The organism is Proteus sp. FZP2095 (assembly GCF_023701425.1).
In the GTDB taxonomy this organism is placed as follows: domain Bacteria; phylum Pseudomonadota; class Gammaproteobacteria; order Enterobacterales; family Enterobacteriaceae; genus Proteus; species Proteus cibarius.
The window spans coordinates 84,181-103,895 of record NZ_JAMQBJ010000002.1 but is presented as its reverse complement, the minus strand read 5'-3'; the positions used below and the strand labels follow the sequence as shown (position 1 = coordinate 103,895).

Annotated in this window: 19 protein-coding genes; 12 read left to right on the top strand and 7 right to left on the bottom strand. The window is 38.8% G+C overall.

Annotated elements, in window-relative coordinates; genetic code table 11:
- Positions 1–24: 24 nt before the first annotated feature.
- The 5 genes from rng to mreB all read right to left on the bottom strand — a co-directional run bounded on the left by rng (position 25) and on the right by mreB (position 4,812).
- Entirely contained in the window at positions 25–1,494 is a 1,470-nt protein-coding gene (gene rng / locus NBG71_RS10760; protein ID WP_075671477.1) for a ribonuclease G, read from the bottom strand.
- Positions 1,491–2,078, bottom strand: a complete 588-nt coding sequence (locus tag NBG71_RS10755; RefSeq protein WP_075671479.1) for a Maf family protein — start codon at positions 2,076–2,078, stop codon at positions 1,491–1,493. Before NBG71_RS10755 ends, rng begins: the two co-directional genes overlap by 4 nt.
- 52 nt (positions 2,079–2,130) lie before the next feature.
- On the bottom strand, positions 2,131–2,619 hold the full coding sequence (mreD, locus tag NBG71_RS10750; protein WP_075671481.1) for a rod shape-determining protein MreD: 489 nt from the start codon (positions 2,617–2,619) through the stop codon (positions 2,131–2,133).
- A gap of 5 nt (positions 2,620–2,624) precedes the next feature.
- Positions 2,625–3,677, bottom strand: coding sequence for a rod shape-determining protein MreC (mreC, locus tag NBG71_RS10745; RefSeq protein ID WP_075671483.1), 1,053 nt, complete (start codon positions 3,675–3,677; stop codon positions 2,625–2,627).
- A 91-nt stretch (positions 3,678–3,768) separates the two neighbouring features.
- Positions 3,769–4,812 (bottom strand): rod shape-determining protein MreB, encoded by a 1,044-nt coding sequence (gene mreB / locus NBG71_RS10740; protein ID WP_023582893.1) that lies wholly within the window; start codon positions 4,810–4,812, stop codon positions 3,769–3,771.
- Between the two features lie 689 nt (positions 4,813–5,501).
- On the opposite strand from mreB, the gene acuI reads away from it, so the two are divergent.
- The 4 genes from acuI (at position 5,502) to accC (ending at position 9,216) form a co-directional block, all read left to right on the top strand.
- Positions 5,502–6,476, top strand: a complete 975-nt coding sequence (gene acuI, locus NBG71_RS10735) for an acrylyl-CoA reductase (NADPH) (RefSeq protein ID WP_075671485.1) — start codon at positions 5,502–5,504, stop codon at positions 6,474–6,476.
- A gap of 430 nt (positions 6,477–6,906) precedes the next feature.
- Positions 6,907–7,350: a type II 3-dehydroquinate dehydratase gene (gene aroQ, locus NBG71_RS10730; RefSeq protein ID WP_075671487.1), complete on the top strand. Its 444-nt coding sequence runs from the start codon at positions 6,907–6,909 to the stop codon at positions 7,348–7,350.
- Between the two features lie 33 nt (positions 7,351–7,383).
- Positions 7,384–7,854 (top strand): acetyl-CoA carboxylase biotin carboxyl carrier protein, encoded by a 471-nt coding sequence (gene accB, locus NBG71_RS10725; protein ID WP_075671489.1) that lies wholly within the window; start codon positions 7,384–7,386, stop codon positions 7,852–7,854.
- 12 nt (positions 7,855–7,866) lie between these two features.
- Positions 7,867–9,216, top strand: a complete 1,350-nt coding sequence (gene accC / locus NBG71_RS10720) for an acetyl-CoA carboxylase biotin carboxylase subunit (RefSeq protein WP_075671491.1) — start codon at positions 7,867–7,869, stop codon at positions 9,214–9,216.
- 73 nt (positions 9,217–9,289) lie between these two features.
- Here accC and NBG71_RS10715 read toward each other — a convergent pair whose 3' ends face one another.
- Entirely contained in the window at positions 9,290–9,748 is a 459-nt protein-coding gene (locus tag NBG71_RS10715; protein WP_159363771.1) for an Lrp/AsnC family transcriptional regulator, read from the bottom strand.
- A gap of 343 nt (positions 9,749–10,091) precedes the next feature.
- Between NBG71_RS10715 and NBG71_RS10710 the strand changes: the two genes are divergently transcribed.
- The 7 genes from NBG71_RS10710 to fis all read left to right on the top strand — a co-directional run bounded on the left by NBG71_RS10710 (position 10,092) and on the right by fis (position 17,075).
- Positions 10,092–11,315 carry an aromatic amino acid transport family protein gene (locus tag NBG71_RS10710; protein WP_419894606.1) on the top strand — a complete coding sequence of 408 codons (1,224 nt, stop codon included), beginning with the start codon at positions 10,092–10,094 and terminating at the stop codon, positions 11,313–11,315.
- Positions 11,316–11,343: 28 nt separating this feature from the next.
- Positions 11,344–12,546, top strand: coding sequence for a MalY/PatB family protein (locus NBG71_RS10705; protein ID WP_211838823.1), 1,203 nt, complete (start codon positions 11,344–11,346; stop codon positions 12,544–12,546).
- Positions 12,547–12,876: 330 nt separating this feature from the next.
- Positions 12,877–13,125, top strand: a complete 249-nt coding sequence (locus NBG71_RS10700; RefSeq protein ID WP_075671499.1) for a YhdT family protein — start codon at positions 12,877–12,879, stop codon at positions 13,123–13,125.
- Positions 13,115–14,560: a sodium/pantothenate symporter gene (gene panF, locus NBG71_RS10695; protein ID WP_075671511.1), complete on the top strand. Its 1,446-nt coding sequence runs from the start codon at positions 13,115–13,117 to the stop codon at positions 14,558–14,560. Before NBG71_RS10700 ends, panF begins: the two co-directional genes overlap by 11 nt.
- A gap of 23 nt (positions 14,561–14,583) precedes the next feature.
- On the top strand, positions 14,584–15,465 hold the full coding sequence (prmA, locus tag NBG71_RS10690) for a 50S ribosomal protein L11 methyltransferase (protein ID WP_211838822.1): 882 nt from the start codon (positions 14,584–14,586) through the stop codon (positions 15,463–15,465).
- Between the two features lie 321 nt (positions 15,466–15,786).
- On the top strand, positions 15,787–16,758 hold the full coding sequence (dusB, locus tag NBG71_RS10685) for a tRNA dihydrouridine synthase DusB (protein ID WP_069368388.1): 972 nt from the start codon (positions 15,787–15,789) through the stop codon (positions 16,756–16,758).
- 20 nt (positions 16,759–16,778) lie between these two features.
- Positions 16,779–17,075 (top strand): DNA-binding transcriptional regulator Fis, encoded by a 297-nt coding sequence (fis, locus tag NBG71_RS10680; protein ID WP_004245342.1) that lies wholly within the window; start codon positions 16,779–16,781, stop codon positions 17,073–17,075.
- 453 nt (positions 17,076–17,528) lie between these two features.
- Here fis and NBG71_RS10675 read toward each other — a convergent pair whose 3' ends face one another.
- On the bottom strand, positions 17,529–18,056 hold the full coding sequence (locus tag NBG71_RS10675; RefSeq protein WP_164530305.1) for an SMI1/KNR4 family protein: 528 nt from the start codon (positions 18,054–18,056) through the stop codon (positions 17,529–17,531).
- A 137-nt stretch (positions 18,057–18,193) separates the two neighbouring features.
- Between NBG71_RS10675 and NBG71_RS10670 the strand changes: the two genes are divergently transcribed.
- Entirely contained in the window at positions 18,194–18,949 is a 756-nt protein-coding gene (locus NBG71_RS10670) for a hypothetical protein (protein ID WP_099660020.1), read from the top strand.
- Positions 18,950–19,715 lie beyond the last annotated feature (766 nt).

The window sequence follows — 19,715 nt, the reverse complement described above, 5'->3', positions numbered from 1 at the left end:
ATATTCATTAGGAAGGCGAATCCATTACATCATCACCACATCAAATTGCTCCTGACTATAGAGTAGCTCAGTTTGCACTTTCACTTGTTTACCGACAAAAATTTCAACCTCTGCTAATGCATGTGACTCATCGCCTTTCAAGGTGTCTGCCACTGCTGAAGATGCATAAACCAAGAAGCGATCTGCATCAATCGTTTTATGCACGCGTACTATTTCACGTAAAATCTCATAACAAACCGTCTCAACTGATTTTACCGTACCTCGCCCTTGGCAAGTTGGGCAGTCATCACAAAGAACATGTTCAAGGCTTTCTCGAGTTCTTTTACGTGTCATTTCGACTAAGCCAAGTTGAGAGAAGCCATTAATCGTTGTTTTCACTCTATCTTTACTTAGAGCTTGTTCAAGTGATGCCAATACTCTGCGTTTATGCTCATCATTATTCATATCAATAAAGTCAATAATGATGATGCCGCCTAAATTACGTAACCGTAATTGACGAGCAATGGCTTGGCTTGCTTCAATATTAGTATTAAAAATCGTTTCTTCTAAATTTCTATGACCAACAAATGCCCCTGTATTGATATCAATAGTGGTCATTGCTTCAGTTTGATCGATAATTAGATAACCGCCTGATTTCAATTCAACTTTGCGCTCTAAAGCCCGTTGAATTTCATTTTCTACACCATAAAGATCAAAAATAGGCTGATTACCTTGGTGTAATTCAAGTTTAGCGGTTAATTCAGGAATATATTCACCAATAAATTCCTGTAGTTGATTGTAAGTTAATTTAGAATCAACTCGTATGCTATCTAATTCAGATCCAGCAAAATCACGTAAAATACGCTGTGCTAAAGCCAGTTCGCCATAAATTTGAATGCGGGTTTTATTTCTTTTCTTACGCTCAATAATTTTATTCCATAAGCGTTTAAGAAAAGCGGCATCTTGCTTAATTTCATGCTCGCCAACACCTTCAGCCGCTGTACGAATAATAAAACCGCCATTTTCATCGCAATACTCTTCAACGAGTTGTTTTAAGCGCTCACGCTCTTCTTCACTATCAATTCGCTGAGAAACGCCCACATGAGATGCGCCAGGCATAAAGACTAAATAACGAGAAGGTAATGTAATATCAGTGGTAAGGCGAGCGCCCTTGGTTCCTAAAGGATCTTTAACCACTTGTACAATTAAGTCTTGTCCTTGATGCACCAGTTGTGCAATATCACGAACATTAAATTTCTTCTGCTCTTCACCCGCAATGCATTCAGTGTGAGGCATAATATCAGAAGCATGTAGAAAAGCGGCTTTATCCAGCCCGATGTCAATAAATGCAGCTTGCATCCCGGGTAATACGCGACTTACCCGACCTTTGTAGATGTTTCCGACGATACCTCGTTTGGCTTCTCTTTCGACATGAATTTCTTGAAGTATGCCTCCACGAATATAGGCAACACGAGTTTCAGATGGCGTCACATTCACTAATAATTCAGCTGTCATGAAATCTCCTTCTCATTAGCTAGAGACGAAAATTGAGCTATCAACGCTTCGGTTTCAACAAGAGGCAATCCGACAACAGCATGATAACTCCCCTCAATCCGTTGAACAAAACGGCCTCCTTTTCCTTGAATACCGTAAGCGCCAGCTTTATCCATTGGCTCTCCTGACTCAATATACGCGCTAATCTCACTCTCTGTCATCTCTCTAAAAGTGACGTGTGTGACGACTAATTGACTCAATGTGCGTGTTCTATTAGAGATAGCAATTGCTGTCATCACTTGATGTGTTGCGCCTGAAAGTGAACGTAGGATTTGTGCGGCATGGGTTTCATCACGAGGTTTTTCAAGAATGTGACCATCATGAACCACAATAGTATCAGAGCCCAAAACGGGATAATTATGAGGTGCTTGTCTTACGCCTTCTTGTGATTTTTCTTTTGCCAAACGAAGAACATACTCTTCTGGCTTTTCACCTTGTTGCCAAATTTCATCAATTGCTGGCGTAATAATACTAAATTCAATATCTAATAACGCGAGAAGTTCACGTCTTCTTGGCGAGCTGGAAGCAAGGTAAAGCGTGGTCACAAATAATGTCCTCATGACGGTAACGCAAAAGTGACCGCCATGATCCAATAACTTAGTGAACTAAAAACTGGTGACGGATTTTGCGAAGCAAAAAATAAAGCCATGGCCAAAGAATACCACTGACTGGGCTATTCCAGAATACTTGAGGGTGAAAAGTCACAGGTGAAAGTAAAAATTCCGCCCAAAATACAGCAAGATCAACAACAACAACGCTTAACATCACCACTAAGGCTTGTTGCCATAACGCTAAATTACAAAAAAGCTGATATTTAAAGGCGATGACATAACTCACTAAAGTATAGGCCAGTGCATTAACACCCAAGGTTGTTCCTTGGACTAAGTCCATAACCATACCCAAGACAAATGCAGTTCCGACACTGATACGATGAGGAATTGCTGTTATCCAATAAATAAGAAATAACATGGGCCAAATAGGTCGATACACGGCTAACTGTTCTGGCCACGGCATAATTTGTAAAACCAATGCGACAAGAAAAGAGAGCCAAACGACCCAACGTCCACGACTTTGATATGGATTCATCGTATCTACCTACTTCTATTAGTATTAGCAGGTGTATTTGTTGCAGCCGGCGTTGTTGCTGGTGTCGCGGTTCCATTAGTTCCTTCAGCCGTATTGTCTAATGGCTCTTGAGACATAGAACGAGGAAGCGGTGGTCCTGCTTGTTCATAATTAGGTAATACTTGAGGCATCAGTTGCATTAAACGCTCATTGGCAGCGTGATAAACCTCTGAAGGCAGAGGGGGCTCCCCCGTTTTATCTGATGCATTCCATAATAAAAGCAAATAGCGTAAACGCTGTAGCTCTGCTGATGGACGAACATTAATTACGGAATAAGCCCGCTGATTATCTACTTTAACGGAAGATACCACACCAACAGGATACCCTTCTGGGAAGCGACCGCCCAATCCTGATGTCACTAAAACATCACCTACACGAATATCAATATTGGCCGGTAATGCTTCTAACAATAAATCATCGGCACAACCCGCACCAGAAGCTATAACTCGAATATCGTTACGCAAAACTTGTACTGGTAATGCATGAGAAGTGTCACATATTAATAGAACACGACTCGTAAGCTCACTTACGGCAATAACTTGTCCTACAACACCTTTATCACTAATAACAGGTTGTCCTTCATAGACGCCATCATTGGTTCCTTTATCAATAACCACTTGATCTCGATAAGGCGTGCTATTACCAGACAGCACTTGCGTCACTGTCATTTGTTCATTTTGGCGTAATGGTGAACCAAGTAATTCTCGTAAACGAGCATTCTCTTGCTTAAATTGTTCAAGTAATTGACTTTCTCCGCTGCGAACTAACAACTCTTTTCTTAACGCCTGATTCTCAAATTGTAAACGCTCACGCGTGGCAAATGTTTCTGAAATTTGATCAAGGAAACGGCGTGGACCATTTGCAAGAAAATAGAAGGGACTAACAGCAGTATCAAGATACTGGCGGACTTTAGAAAATGCACCAATACGGTTATCAGCAATCAATAAAGAGATAGCAACAACCACGGCGATTATTAATCTTAGTTGCAGGGAAGGGCCCCGACTAAAAATTGGCTTCATAAACTCTAAGATCACTCACACGGAGAAGTAAAAGAACAGGCGTTAATATTCTCACCAAGGGGGAATCCATTCTCCCTTGTTAGAATTAATCTCAATCTTCGCTAAACAGATCGCCACCGTGCATATCGATCATTTCTAATGCTTTACCACCACCACGAGCAACACAAGTCAGTGGATCTTCAGCAACAATCACAGGAATACCTGTTTCTTCCATTAATAAACGGTCTAGGTTACGTAATAACGCACCACCACCAGTTAATACCATGCCACGCTCTGAAATATCAGAAGCCAATTCTGGCGGGCATTGTTCTAATGCAACCATGACTGCGCTTACGATACCTGTTAATGGTTCCTGTAAGGCTTCAAGAATTTCATTAGAGTTTAATGTAAAGCTACGAGGTACACCTTCTGCAAGGTTACGACCGCGAACTTCAATCTCATTGACTTCATCAGAAGGATAAGCTGAACCGATATCGTGTTTGATACGTTCTGCGGTTGCTTCACCAATCAGTGAGCCGTAGTTACGACGCACATAGTTAATGATAGCTTCATCAAAACGGTCACCACCGATACGAACAGATGAAGAGTAAACGACACCATTTAATGAAATCACGGCAACTTCTGTTGTACCACCACCAATATCAACCACCATTGAGCCTGTTGCTTCAGAAACAGGTAAACCTGCACCGATTGCTGCAGACATAGGTTCTTCAATTAAAAACACTTCGCGAGCACCTGCACTTAGTGCTGATTCACGGATAGCTCTACGTTCTACTTGAGTTGCCCCAACGGGTACACAAACTAATACGCGAGGACTTGGACGCATAAAGCTATTGTTATGAACCTGTTTTATGAAGTGCTGAAGCATTTTTTCGGTTACATAAAAATCAGCAATCACACCGTCTTTCATTGGACGGATAGCAGCGATATTCCCAGGTGTACGCCCTAACATCTGTTTGGCTTCATGCCCTACAGCTGCAACACTTTTTGATGTGCCAGCGCGATCTTGACGAATAGCGACAACGGAGGGTTCATCGAGAACAATACCCTGTCCTTTGACATAAATAAGGGTATTGGCGGTACCCAAGTCAATAGACAAATCGTTGGAAAACATGCCACGAAATTTTTTAAACATACGAAAGGATAATCCTGCAAGCCGGGACGGAAAAATCCGTCTACTCTATCAACCACAATAAGCAGCGACAAGGCGCGATTCACTACTTAAATTAAAGTGGACACGTAAATAATCTTAAAGGCACAATATTCTACGTTACTTTTCCCAATTGGAGCAGAAAAAAACTGCATAAAAATGGGCTAATTAGAACGATTAACGCATAATTTCGATCCTACGCTGTTCATATTTAAGTTATGTAACAATACAAACAACGCTCACATCAATAAAGAAAAATCTCACTTTGTTGCCAAACTGTGACTCAAAAGTCTCGTTGCAAGTTCAAATAAAATTTATTCATTTGAATAAGCACAATCACTCTATTGATATTAAATGGTGTTTCATCGACAAAATTTGACTGAGATAACAACCAGAGTACCCATCTCGAATACTTCTAAGGCAACACATTATCTTTAAAATTCGAGTAATAAAGAGAAATGCTAATTTTCATCCAATCGTAAACCATTAACGGTGTTATCTAATAACCAAGATATAAAACTCAGAATAATCTCTGCACCAATAAACATAGCCCCCCGTTTATACACTAAAAAAGGATTATTTGTCTCATTATTACAATAGATATTGTGCACAATCACGACGAGGCCTAAAAAATCACCTATCATGACACAAGTAGAAATCGATGAGGGGTCAAGATGAAAGCATTATTAGTAGAACAAAATGACAACAAACTCAGTGCCAGTGTACAGAGTGTTGATGAAAAAAAACTTCCTATTCATGAGGTTATTGTCGATATCCATTACTCAACGCTTAACTATAAAGATGGACTCGCGATCACAGGCAAAGGAAAAATACTGCGCCAATTCCCAATGGTACCAGGTATCGATTTTTCAGGTGTTGTTCATCACACCGAAGATCCTCGCTTCCATATTGGTCAACATGTTTTATTAACTGGCTGGGGTGTAGGTGAAAGTCACTGGGGTGGGCTTGCACAAAAAGCTGGTGTAAAAGGTGATTGGCTAACTGTAGTACCAGAAGGACTCTCTTTAAAAAATGCCATGACAATTGGGACTGCTGGTTTTACTGCCATGCTTTGTGTAATGGCATTAGAACAAGGCGGAGTCACTCCTGAAAGTGGTGATATTTTAGTCACAGGAGCCAGTGGTGGTGTCGGAAGTACCGCCATTAGTTTACTAACAGCATTAGGTTACCAAGTTACCGCACTAAGTGGCAGAGCAAGTAACCATGACTATTTACGCAAACTTGGTGCTAAAAATATTATCACTCGTGAAGAGTTTGAGCCTGCGGGTAAGGCTTTAGATAAACAACACTGGGCGGGTGCAATTGATACCGTAGGTGGGCAAATTCTTGCCAATATTCTGTCACAAACAAACTATAACGGAACAGTAGCAGCTTGTGGATTAGCGGGTGGTTTCTCTTTACCAACGACAGTCATGCCTTTTATTTTACGTAATGTTCGCTTACAAGGCGTCGATTCGGTTTATTTCCCAGCAGAAAAACGCGCTCAAGTTTGGCAACGTTTGTTAAAATTACTGCCAGAAACGTTCTATCAACAAGCGACGACTGAAATTACGCTTGATGAAGTTCCTCGTTATGCCCAAATGATTATGGATAATCAGGTAACAGGTCGAACCCTAGTAAAACTCTAATTTTTGGTTTTTATCTGCTTATTTCTGGCGTTAACTCACCTTATTTAATGCCAGAATAAGCTTCTTTGTGTGTAGTAGAGATGCCAAATTGTGATGTAGATCACATTTATGACATATATTGATGATTAATCTCAAAGAAGCTCAGATTTCCAGTGACATCAATAAATAACGTGGTGTTATGATTATTTTTTAGACACCTATTTATTTTGCTTTCTTGCATTTACAATCTTGTAAAAACTTTTAACTTTTCATCAAAATAAACCCTTCACTCCCTGATTAGACCAGTATTTTGCTGTTATCTTCTGTGAAATGTCTATAATGTCGGACTTTGTGATATGTATCGTAGCATTGGATACAATAAAAGATGACAAAACGAAAAGCACAGGTTATTTTGTCATTTCGTTGACGAATTGACGGAGATAGAAGCATAATGTCGGAAAATTTTCATATTTTGCTCCTGAATGGTCCGAATCTAAACCTGCTTGGAACAAGAGAGCCGGAAACCTACGGACACTTAACTCTGGATGATATCGTTCAAAGTTTGTCAGCAGATGCTCAGGCATTAAATGTGAAACTCAGTCATTTTCAGTCTAACGCTGAATTTGAGCTGATAAATAAAATTCATGCAGCTCGGGGTAATGTCGATTATATATTAATCAACCCTGCAGCTTTCACGCATACCAGTGTTGCACTGCGTGATGCATTATTAGGGGTGGATATTCCATTTATTGAAATTCACCTGTCCAATGTCTACAGTCGGGAGCCTTTCCGTCACCATTCATATCTCTCTGATATCGCAACAGGCGTAATCTGTGGATTAGGTGCAGAAGGTTATCGGTTTGCTTTACAGGCAGCGGTCAGCCGCTTGTCTTAATAAAAAACATCAAAAAGAGTACGGAATCAACTCATGGATATTCGTAAAATTAAAAAACTGATCGAGCTAGTCGAAGAGTCTGGCATTTCTGAACTGGAAATCTCTGAAGGTGAAGAGTCAGTACGTATTAGTCGTAACTCTGGCCTCCAGGGTCAAATGGCTCCTCAGCAATATTTTGCGGCACCAGTGGCACCACAACCTGCATTAGCAAATGCAGTTGCGCCTGTAGCGCCAGAAACACCAGCGGCTACACCAGCGCAAGAAATCAGCGGTCACGTTGTACGTTCACCAATGGTCGGAACGTTCTACCGCTCACCAAGCCCTGAAGCTAAGAAATTTGTTGAAGTCGGTCAGCAAGTCAATGTAGGCGATACTCTGTGCATCGTTGAAGCAATGAAAATGATGAACCAGATTGAATCTGACAAAGCGGGTGTTGTTAAATCTATCCTTTGCCAAGATGGCGACAACGTTGAGTTTGACGCTCCACTCTTTGTTATCGAATAACGAGGCAGGTCCATGCTAGAAAAAATCCTCATTGCCAACCGTGGTGAGATAGCACTGCGTATCCTAAGAGCATGTAAAGAGCTTGGGATCAAAGCAGTTGCTGTTCACTCCACGGCAGACCGTGATTTAAAACACGTTCTGCTGGCAGACGAGACTATCTGTATTGGTCCCGCTGCTTCAGCAAAAAGTTACCTAAATATCCCTGCAATTATTGCAGCGGCTGAGATCAGTGGCGCACAAGCCATTCATCCAGGATACGGTTTCCTGTCTGAAAATGCTGATTTCGCAGAGCAAGTTGAACGTTCAGGCTTTATTTTTATCGGTCCAAAAGCTGAAACCATCCGCCTAATGGGTGACAAAGTTTCTGCTATCGAAGCGATGAAAAAAGCAGGTGTTCCTTGTGTACCAGGATCAGATGGTCCTTTAGGTAACGACACTGCAAAAAATATTGAAATTGCTAAACGTATTGGCTACCCAGTTATCATCAAAGCCTCTGGTGGCGGTGGTGGACGCGGTATGCGTGTTGTTCGTTCTGAAAAAGATCTAGAACAATCCATTACAATGACGCGTGCGGAAGCAAAAGCGGCATTTAGCAACGACATGGTATACATGGAAAAATACCTTGAAAACCCACGCCATGTTGAAATTCAAGTTATGGCTGATGGTCAAGGTAATGCAATCTATTTGGCTGAACGTGATTGCTCAATGCAACGTCGTCACCAAAAAGTGGTTGAAGAAGCACCAGCACCGGGTATTACCCCTGAAATCCGTAAAAATATCGGCGAACGCTGTGCGAACGCATGTATTGAAATCGGCTATCGTGGTGCAGGTACATTCGAATTCCTGTATGAAAATGGTGAATTCTACTTTATTGAGATGAACACCCGTATTCAGGTTGAACATCCAGTAACAGAAATGATCACTGGCATCGACTTAATCAAAGAACAGTTACGCATTGCATCAGGCTTACCTTTATCAGTAACCCAAGATCAAATTAATGTTCATGGTCATGCAATTGAATGTCGTATCAACGCAGAAGATCCAAAAACCTTCATGCCAAGCCCTGGTACGATCACTCGATTCCACTCACCAGGTGGATTTGGCGTTCGTTGGGAATCGCATATTTACGCAGGTTATACTGTTCCACCTCACTATGATTCAATGATTGGTAAATTGATCACTTACGGTGAAACACGCGAAATCGCGATCTCTCGCATGAAGAATGCGTTGGCAGAACTTATCATTGATGGTATTAAAACCAATATTGAACTACACCAGTTCATTATGAATGATGAGCAATTCCAAAAAGGTGGTACCAATATTCACTACCTTGAAAAACGTTTAGGTTTAGCTGAGAAATAATCTTTCTCACTTAACAAGAAAAGGCATAGTTTATTAACTATGCCTTTTTTATTGCAGATTTTCTGATAGGTATTTATTTAATAGGAAACCCTTTAAAAGGTTTTATTTCTCGAATGCTAAAACTGGTATTCATCTCTTTAATATTACCAATGGCACGCACTTTCATCATTGAAACGTTGTGAAAATCTTCCATATCTTTAACAACCAGTTGCAACATATAGTCGTATCGGCCTGAGATATTATGACAAGAAATCACATTATCAATTTTCATTATTTCTTGTTCAAAATGCGCCATATTATCTTCAGAATGCAGATCTAACGTGATGTTCATAAATGCATAAAAATTAAACCCTAAATGCTTAGGTTCAATTATCGCTCGATAACTCTTTATCACTCCCTTTTCTAATGCCTTAAGTCGCTTCCAACAAGCCGGTGGGGATAAAAAAACACGCTTAGCAATTTCCGAATTATTTAATCGCCCTTCTTCCTGTAACAGCTTAAGTATCCCCATATCCGTTTTGTCAAGATCCATTCTATTCGCACCTCTGTGACATTAATCAAAATAACTTTTTTATCAAAGATAATTAATTCATAACTAAATTTTAGCGAATTTTATTAATAAATAAGTCCATCTAGCTTCCAATATGGAGAAATAATTAATCACACTAATTGCTAAAATAATTTTCGAAGTATCGTTATTCAGCTAATACAAAATGATTAGAAATCATGTTCCAAAAATAAACTTAACAAAACAAATACTATAAATTTTACTTTCACATGGGATTACATGTATGACCTTATTAGAACAAAAAGTTGATAGGGCCTCTCTCTCAAAAGAAGAATGGAAAAAATTAACTCGATTTGATAATACCGATATGGGGTGGATTATTATCAGTATCGGTATGGCAATTGGTGCTGGTATTGTTTTTTTACCCGTACAAGTTGGCTTAATTGGATTATGGGTATTTTTACTCTCTTCTATTATTGGCTACCCTGCCATGTACCTCTTTCAACGCCTGTTTATTAATACCCTTGCCGATTCTAAAGAATGTAAAGACTACCCTAGTGTTATCGAAGGTTATCTTGGTAAAAACTGGGGAATGTTTTTAGGGTTACTTTACTTCTTGATGTTAGTGATTTGGATTTTTGCTTATCCAACAGCGCTGACTAATGATACAGCATCTTATCTACACACCTTTGGCGTAACAGAAGGATTACTGTCAGAAAATCCATTCTATGGCCTAATTCTTATCTCATTTCTCGTTTTAATTGCATCACGAAGTGAAGAGTTATTATTTAAAATCTCAAGCTTTATGGTGTTATCTAAATTATTAGTTGTGTTTGCGCTGGGTGTCATGATGATCAGTATGTGGGATTTATCGAAAAATATCGATGCCTTCCCGCCTTTTAGTCTATTAATTAAAAACGCTATTATTACCCTACCTTTTACGCTCACTTCTATACTCTTTATTCAATCCCTTAGCCCAATGGTAATTTCTTATCGTGCCAAAAATAAGTCGATTGAAATCGCTCGCTACAAAGCCCTAAGAGCCATGAATATCTCTTTTGGTACATTATTTTGTGTTGTTTTCTTCTATGCCGTTTCTTTTACTTTTGCCATTGGACATGATGAAGCGGTTAAAGCCTATGAGCAGAATATTTCTGCACTAGCGATCGCAGCACAATTTATTGAAGGTGATGCAGCTAAATATGTGACTCCTGTTGGTGTGACACTCAACATCTTTGCATTAATGACAGCATTCTTTGGGGTTTATCTTGGCTTTAAAGAAGCAGTACAAGGCTTAGTCATGAATGCTCTTACTCGTATTATTCCCGCAGAAAAAATTAATCAGAAAATCCTCTCGCTCTGTATTGTCATTTTCACTGTCGTTATTGCGTGGGGAGCCATTGTTCTTAATCTGCCAGTATTAATGTTCACTTCAATCTGTAGTCCTATTTTCGGGATTGTAGGTTGTCTTATTCCTGCTTATTTAGTTTACAAAGTACCTTCATTGCACCGCTATAAAGGTGGATCACTGTATTTAATTATCTTTACAGGCATCCTACTTTGTATTTCTCCTTTCTTAAAATTTATTTAATTAAATTAGATGTATTAAAGGCTTAACCATGAAATATAACTTTGACGAAATTATAGATAGAAAAGATACTGATGCTTTAAATTATGATGGTTGGCGCCAGTATATTTTTAAAGCAGATAAAGATGCGCAATTTTCCTTTGCTGATAATGAGTTTATTAGAATGTGGGTTGCAGATATGGACTTCTCTACTCCTCCTGAAGTGCTTGACGCCATTAAAGCGCGCCTTGATAGAAAAATATTAGGTTATACCAAGGTGTATGATAATGAGTATTACCAAATATTTAAAAACTGGTGTCAAAGACATTATGATTGGGAAATTGATCCGCGTGAAATCGTATTATCACCGGGTATTATTCCTGCGTTAAATCGCCTAGTGCCTTTATTAATAAAAGAAGATGAAAGCATCCTGATTCAAACGCCTTCTTATACTCCCTTTAAACAAGCGGGAGATTATAACTCTCGCCAAGTGATCTACTCTGATTTATTAGAAGAAGATGGTGAATACGCTGTCGACTTTGCTGATATGGAACGCAAAATTAAAGATAAGTCACTTAATATTAAGCTCTTTATTTTATGTAATCCTCAAAACCCAACGGGTAAAGTATGGATTGAAGAAGAGCTAATTAAGATGGGGAAACTCTGTATTGAAAATGATATTTGGATAATATCAGATGAAATACATTGTGATTTATTACGTAACGGTGTGACGCATACTCCTATTGCTAAACTCTTTCCTCATTATGAAAAAATTATCACCTGCATGGCTCCAAGCAAGACATTTAATCTTGCAGGTAATCTGATGTCTCATATCTTTATTAAAGATAAAGAAGTAAAAAAAGAGTGGCTTCGTCTTTATGATGACTTTATTTCACCATTAAGTTTAGTTGCAACAAAAGCCGCTTATTCTCAATGTGATGAATGGTTAAAAGAACTAAGAAACTATCTCGATGATAACTTCAAATTAGTACAAGAGTTTACACAGATTCATTTTCCAAAAGCAAACTTTAAAATACCTGATTCAACCTATTTAGCGTGGATTAATTTGGCAAATTATTTACCTGAAGATGTCGATAACCAACAGCTTTCACTCTATTTTGCGAATAAAACAGGCATTCTATTAGAAGGTGGAAATATGTTTGTAAGTAATGGTGATAACTATATTCGTATTAATCTTGCTTGCCCTCGCACCATTATCAAAGAAGGTTTAGAAAGAATAAAAAATGCCCTTTAATTTTTAATTTATGAGATGAGTAAAACAAAGAAGAGCACCACTTTTGATTAATTTATTTTAGTGTCTGCTCTTCTTTTATCCTATTTCCATTATATTAAGCACCCTGCTTATGGCGATTATTTCAACAATTTATTTGTTGATTAATATACAAATCTATCTCTATTCTATTATTCTCTTAATAGAAAATGGTCACTAATCCTTTTTAAAACAATAAGATAATCTATTTTTAATATCCTCTCGCGACTTTGTGATTAATTTTCACTGAATCAATACTCACTTTCCCGTACAATCCTTCCATCATTTTTAACCCTATTAAGATTGGGAGAACAGATGGACAAACGTTTTGTTCAGGCCCACAAAGAAGCCCTTTGGGCCCTAATTTTAACTTTTATGTATTTGTTGGGTTGGTTAATTACCGGCTATTTACCTGATAACACACTAGGCATTACTGGTTTACCTCTTTGGTTTGAGCTTTCATGCTTATTCCTACCTGTTTTGTTTTTTCTGTTGTGCTATCTGATGGTGCGCTACTTTTTCAAAGATATGCCGTTAGGAGATGAGCATGACGATGCAAACTGAGGTCATAGTGCCACTGATTGGCTACCTTCTGCTGGTCTTTCTGTTATCAGCTTATGCTTATCGTAAGCGCGAAAAAGGCGAGTTTCTTAACGAATATTTTCTGGGTAACCGCTCAATGGGTGGCTTCGTGCTAGCCATGACTATCACAGCAACTTATGTCAGTGCCAGCTCCTTTATTGGTGGGCCGGGTGCTGCCTATAAATACGGTATCGGTTGGGTATTACTTTCGATGATCCAACTTCCCGCAATTTGGCTCTCTCTGGGGGTTTTAGGGAAAAAATTTGCCATTTTAGCGCGCCGTTATAATGCCGTAACCTTAAACGATATGCTCTATGCGCGTTACAAAAGCCGTTTTCTAGTCTGGTTTGCCAGTTTAAGTCTGTTAGTCGCTTTTGTCGGCGCCATGACAGTGCAATTTATTGGTGGAGCGCGTTTATTAGAAACTGCAGCAGGCATTCCTTATGAATTCGGCTTACTGATCTTTGGGATCTCCATTGCGTTGTACACTGCAATTGGTGGATTTAGAGCTAGCGTATTAAACGATGCCTTACAAGGCCTTGTGATGCTGCTTGGTACCTTTATTCTCCTGTTTGCCATTATCTATAAAGCTGGTGGATTAGATATTGCGATACAAAAACTCAATGCCATCGATCCTGCGTTAACATCTCCCCAAGGGGCGGATGGTATTTTAAGTGGCCCATTTATGGCTTCATTTTGGGTACTGGTCTGTTTTGGTGTTATCGGCTTGCCACATACTGCGGTACGTTGCATCTCTTACAAAGACAGTAAAGCCATGCATAAAGGGATCATCATTGGTACCATTGTGATGTCACTACTGATGTTTGGTATGCACTTTGCTGGCGCATTAGGTCGGGCGATCATTCCTGATCTGACGGTTCCTGATCAAGTTATTCCAACACTGATGGTTGAAGTATTACCACCTATTGCAGCAGGTATTTTTCTTGCGGCACCGATGGCTGCCATTATGTCGACGATTAATGCGCAACTGTTACAATCATCAGCAACGTTAGTCAAAGATCTCTATCTCAATATCGCACCGCATGCGATCACGAATGAAAAACGTATTTCTCGTTTATCAAGCCTTTCGACCTTGATTTTAGGTGTGTTACTGCTGTTTGCAGCATGGAACCCACCATCGATGATTATTTGGCTTAACTTACTTGCTTTTGGTGGCCTACAAGCGGTTTTCTTATGGCCTTTAGTTCTTGGGCTTTATTGGGAAAAAGCCAACCGTTATGGTGCGATTGCGGGCATGATCACAGGTGCCACACTCTACGCTACCCTTGCGACATTTAATATCCAGATAGCTGGATTCCACCCCATTGTTCCATCACTGTTATTGAGCTTAGTCGCGTTTCTTGTGGCTAATCGATTTGGGGAGCATACTCTGCCCCAATCAGCATCATTACAGTGAATTCGTTTTTAAAGAGACTAATTATGCCTTGGATACAATTAAGACTTAATGCAACCGCCGCTAATGCAGAAGCTATTGGTGATGAATTGGTTGAAAGCGGTGCCGTTTCAGTGACTTTCCAAGATAGTCACGATACCCCTATTTTTGAACCTTTACCGGGTGAAACTCGTCTTTGGGGTGATACTGACGTTATCGGTTTATATGATGCAGAAACTGACATGAAAATCGTTGTGGCGATGTTAGAAAATACGCCATTACTCGGTCAAGGTTTCCTGCACAAAATTGAACAACTCGAAGATAAAGATTGGGAACGTGAATGGATGGATAATTTCCACCCAATGCGTTTTGGCGAGCGTTTATGGATTTGTCCAAGCTGGCGTGAAGTGCCTGATCCTAACGCCGTTAACGTCATGCTAGACCCTGGTCTTGCATTTGGTACAGGTACCCACCCTACCACCTCATTATGCCTTCAGTGGCTTGATGGTTTAGATTTAGCGGGTAAAACAGTTATCGACTTCGGTTGTGGCTCTGGCATATTAGCTATTGCGGCATTAAAACTGGGTGCAGCAAAAGCGATTGGTATTGATATCGACCCTCAAGCTATCCAAGCAAGTCGTGATAATGCACAGCGTAATGGTGTTTCTGACGCACTCACACTGTATCTTGCAAAAGACCAGCCTGATAACCTCAGCGCTGATGTTGTAGTCGCCAATATTTTAGCAGGTCCATTGCGTGAACTAGCACCTGTTATCAGCACACTACCTCGCCAAGGTGGACATCTAGGTCTTTCAGGGGTGTTAGCGACACAAGCAGAAGGTGTAACTGCTGCCTATGAAGGATTATTTAACTTAGATCCTGTTGCTGAAAAAGAAGAGTGGTGTCGTATTACCGGTGTGAAAAAATAACGCCGAACAAATATTAACCAAAATGAGATGATCTCATTGCGTTAAAATTTCGCTTAATTATTGTTTATCAGGCATTAATCACATTTTTGCCTGATAAACTCTACTTAGTTTCACTTGTTTATCAATTCTATATCATCAATTTTTAATTTTCTAAAAACATATAACATTATGTTTTTATTGATTAAATAATCAATTCATAAAAAATCAAGTGTAAAAAAGTAACTTTTTTTCGCAATTTGGTTAAACTTTGTCCTTTCATATCTGGCAAAAAATGCGTAATATACGCGCCCTTGCAGTCACAGTTTGGCCCTCTTTTCATCTATGCGAATCGGACAGTATCAGTTAAAAAATTGCCTTATCGCGGCTCCCATGGCTGGCGTTACAGACCGACCTTTTCGGTCGCTTTGCTATGATATGGGTGCGGGTATGACAGTTTCTGAAATGCTTTCTTCCAATCCTCAGGTTTGGCAGACAGACAAGTCTCGATTACGAATGGTACATAGTGATGAATTGGGGATCCGCTCCGTACAAATTGCAGGAAGTGATCCCGTTGATATGGCGGCAGCTGCGAAAATAAACGCAGATAGTGGCGCTCAAATTATCGACATTAACATGGGTTGCCCTGCAAAAAAGGTGAATAAAAAGCTAGCCGGTTCAGCACTACTTCGTCATCCCGACCTTGTCGCAGAGATCCTCTCTGCTGTGGTTAACGCGGTAGATGTTCCTGTTACTCTCAAGATCCGTACTGGCTGGTCACCTGATGAACGTAACTGTGTAGAGATTGCCAAATTGGCTGAACGTTGTGGTATTCAGGCTCTCACTATTCATGGACGTACACGCGAGTGTTTGTTCAAAGGGGAAGCCGAATACGACAGTATTCGGACAGTTAAGCAGAGTGTTTCTATTCCCATTATTGCGAATGGAGACATAACAGACCCGCTAAAAGCCAGAGCAGTATTAGACTACACTGGAGCCGATGCTTTGATGATCGGTCGCGCTGCTCAGGGAAGACCCTGGATCTTTCGGGAAATCCAGCACTATCTGGACACAGGTGAACTGTTGCCCCCTCTGCCGATTGCAGAGGTACAACAAATAATGCAAAAGCATGTGCGTGAGTTGCACGACTTTTACGGTCAAGGCAAAGGAACTCGCATTGCACGCAAGCATGTCTCTTGGTATCTCAAGGAACATGCCCCTGATGACCAGTTTCGGCGCTCCTTCAACGCCATAGAGGATGCCAGCGAACAGCTGGAGGCGTTGGAAGCATATTTCGAAAATTTTTTGCGTAAATAAATAAAAGAGCTGACAGAACTATGTTCGAACAACGCGTAAATTCAGACGTACTAACAGTTGCCACCGTAAATTCACAAGATCAGGTGACCCAAAAACCTTTACGTGACTCAGTTAAACAAGCACTGAAGAACTATTTTGCTCAATTAAACGGTCAAGACGTTAATGACTTATATGAGCTAGTATTGGCTGAAGTTGAACAGCCATTGTTGGACATGGTAATGCAGTACACCCGTGGCAACCAAACGCGTGCAGCGCAAATGATGGGCATTAACCGCGGCACACTGCGTAAGAAACTGAAAAAATACGGCATGAACTGATCCTAGTCAGTTAGGTCTATTTTTATAAAAAGCCTTTTCTGGTTTTCCAGGAAAGGCTTTTTTGTTGCTTTTTTTTCACACTTTCTCTATAAAGTTAATAGATGAATATATTCAATACGTTAATTATTTAATTAACAAGGCTTATTGATGAGTTACTTAAGAAATGGACACCTGTCGCAGAAGAAGGCTCAACGCTCATTTCTGCTGGTCAATCTATTGGTTATTTGGAAAGAATACTTATTTTAACCTTCATTCTTTTAAACCAATTTGCAGCAATTGGTTTTTTATTAGCAGACAAATCTATATTTAGATTTGGTGAGTTACAAAATGACCAAGATAAAAAACTAACAGAATATGTTATGTTAGGTACGCTTATTAGCTTTAGCATCTCTATCCTTCTCGGGCTTGCCACGACATACCTAGTAACTCAATTACCCATAGGCAAATAACCCTTCAGTTGTTTGAAATGAACGTTATATTCTCTGATGGGAACCCTGCTGGAAATGACTGACAACGAATTCGTTTTGATAGCACTCCTTCTAAAAACCCTGTCAGATTTTCTGCAATAAATTCTACTTCAGAGGCTCTGGATGGAATAATTGCTATTGTCCATAAACTGCTATCATTGGATGAAACAACCCAAAACAGAGTATCTCCATTATCTGTCACTCCAATAGGCAAAAGTCCATTATCTTTAGGGTACAGATGAAAAGTATAATAATCAGGATCAGCCTGTATTAACGAATCAAAATCCTTAAGGATTGCCTCTTTTTGCTGAAAGAAATTAAGATATTCATTCTCACTAAATGGATTAAATAACGTAATAAAGTTGGCTATGTGCCCTGAACCATATTGCATGACAAATTCAATATAGTCTTGAGGAAAGGTGTATCGATTATCAATAAGCAGCCATTCCTTATCTTCTCCTCGTTCTATCGGACATAAAGGTATTGGTAGCCACTGATTTAATGTTGTTAACATTCTATCCTCTCTGATTTGATTTCCATTTTATCGCTCAATTTATGGTATTTTATCTTTACCTTATTTTTATCATAACTTCGCTAATTTCTATCACTCTAGATACGTGATAAAAATCCGATACCAACAAGACGATAATCATGACAACACCTTCACATACCATTACATTTATTGATAGCGCTTACCCTAAACCTCATAACATTGAAGAATTTGTCTGGTCTGGGCGATTAGATAAACATGGCCAACTTTGGTTTGATCTGCATCTTAGAAGTGCCAGCTACTATTTAAGTGAAGGTAAGGATTATCCTGATGATATAGATGAAGATGAGCTAGATGATGAGGAAGAATATACCAGCCTTGTTGATTGGCAATCTAGGATTGTCTGGGATAATTATCATCGTTGCACTCTCTCTTCAACATTTTGGTCAGATGAAAAAGGTATTTTACTGAGTACAGGCGAAGTTCCTTTTGATTTTGACAATTTTATCACGCACCAATTTAATCTTGATACTGCACCACAAATAAATCATTCTGAAGACGACGATGAGCCAACAGAAATCTCCGCATTCAGTATTTATTTATTAGGACATGATGAATGTAAAAATCATCAAATTCACTTCCAACGTCAACAAGATAACACTTATCACATTAATTGGAGTGGAAAAATCGCACTAACTTATGGTGGATTTGATGAGTTTATCCATCAATTTATTGCAAGATTAGAAAATATTTCTTTTGATGGTTTTTACTTCCCTAAATCATGGGATTTAGATAAAGCGAAGGTTGAATTTAAAAAAGTGCTTTCTCATTTTGAACACTATGAATTCACATTAATTAACCCCAAAAGCCAAATAAAACAGTGGAAATTGAGTTATATAGGTGAGACTCAATCATAAATCTAATTATTTTTAATTCTAATATCAACATTCTATTTAGATAAACATTTCTTTAATAAAAAGCAATGTTTATCTCTATCAAATAATTATAAATAGCACTTTATACTTCGCCCTTACGTTTGAACAAAAAACACCTAGTCGTATATTTAATATAAAACACTCATATAAAGACCATCTAAATAAGAAACACTTACACTAAATAAATATTCCGATATTCTTATTTGCATTCTTCAATTATCATTTTCCGATAATTAATCTTATAAACTCTCCACTGAATTAAATCCCCCCCCCGAAAATAAGCAAGAATAGTCTTAAAGAAATTATTTTTCTTGAGATTGTTCTTAAATACTTAATTATAATATTTAATTTTTTTCACTCTGTAATATTACTCAATTTTTTACTTTTATTTTTCAGACTAAGCCTCCCATTTTATTTTATTTATTTATTTATTAATAAAGAGAACAGTATTTATAAAATGGTTGTTTCGCCTTGATTTTATTGTTATTTTTGTTTTTATTTCTACTTTTTAATTAATTATATTTAGTCTTACTTTTCATATTTCACAAGAATTTTGTTTTATTTTATTGTTTTTTATTTTATCAAAAATAAACAAATTAGGTTAAATCTAGCAATATTAACTTAACGCAAAACCAAATTAATTTAACTTGAAGATCACGATACCATCAAAAAAGTAAGAATATGTGTGAGTAATATCACAAAGTTTGTTTTTTAGTGGGGTTTGTTTTTTATTATTCAATATTTTACA

Bases quoted from the DNA above. Each gene is read 5' to 3' on its own strand.
- mreC (WP_075671483.1), bottom strand. From the start codon at position 3,677: ATGAAGCCAATTTTTAGTCGGGGCCCTTCCCTGCAACTAAGATTAATA.
- accB (WP_075671489.1), top strand. From the start codon at position 7,384: ATGGATATTCGTAAAATTAAAAAACTGATCGAGCTAGTCGAAGAGTCT.
- NBG71_RS10715 (WP_159363771.1), bottom strand. From the start codon at position 9,748: ATGGATCTTGACAAAACGGATATGGGGATACTTAAGCTGTTACAGGAA.
- aroQ (WP_075671487.1), top strand. From the start codon at position 6,907: ATGTCGGAAAATTTTCATATTTTGCTCCTGAATGGTCCGAATCTAAAC.
- mreB (WP_023582893.1), bottom strand. From the start codon at position 4,812: ATGTTTAAAAAATTTCGTGGCATGTTTTCCAACGATTTGTCTATTGAC.
- mreD (WP_075671481.1), bottom strand. From the start codon at position 2,619: ATGAATCCATATCAAAGTCGTGGACGTTGGGTCGTTTGGCTCTCTTTT.
- NBG71_RS10670 (WP_099660020.1), top strand. From the start codon at position 18,194: ATGACAACACCTTCACATACCATTACATTTATTGATAGCGCTTACCCT.
- panF (WP_075671511.1), top strand. From the start codon at position 13,115: ATGCAAACTGAGGTCATAGTGCCACTGATTGGCTACCTTCTGCTGGTC.
- NBG71_RS10705 (WP_211838823.1), top strand. From the start codon at position 11,344: ATGAAATATAACTTTGACGAAATTATAGATAGAAAAGATACTGATGCT.
- NBG71_RS10675 (WP_164530305.1), bottom strand. From the start codon at position 18,056: ATGTTAACAACATTAAATCAGTGGCTACCAATACCTTTATGTCCGATA.
- rng (WP_075671477.1), bottom strand. From the start codon at position 1,494: ATGACAGCTGAATTATTAGTGAATGTGACGCCATCTGAAACTCGTGTT.
- acuI (WP_075671485.1), top strand. From the start codon at position 5,502: ATGAAAGCATTATTAGTAGAACAAAATGACAACAAACTCAGTGCCAGT.
- NBG71_RS10710 (WP_419894606.1), top strand. From the start codon at position 10,092: ATGGGGTGGATTATTATCAGTATCGGTATGGCAATTGGTGCTGGTATT.
- accC (WP_075671491.1), top strand. From the start codon at position 7,867: ATGCTAGAAAAAATCCTCATTGCCAACCGTGGTGAGATAGCACTGCGT.
- NBG71_RS10700 (WP_075671499.1), top strand. From the start codon at position 12,877: ATGGACAAACGTTTTGTTCAGGCCCACAAAGAAGCCCTTTGGGCCCTA.
- dusB (WP_069368388.1), top strand. From the start codon at position 15,787: ATGCGAATCGGACAGTATCAGTTAAAAAATTGCCTTATCGCGGCTCCC.
- fis (WP_004245342.1), top strand. From the start codon at position 16,779: ATGTTCGAACAACGCGTAAATTCAGACGTACTAACAGTTGCCACCGTA.
- prmA (WP_211838822.1), top strand. From the start codon at position 14,584: ATGCCTTGGATACAATTAAGACTTAATGCAACCGCCGCTAATGCAGAA.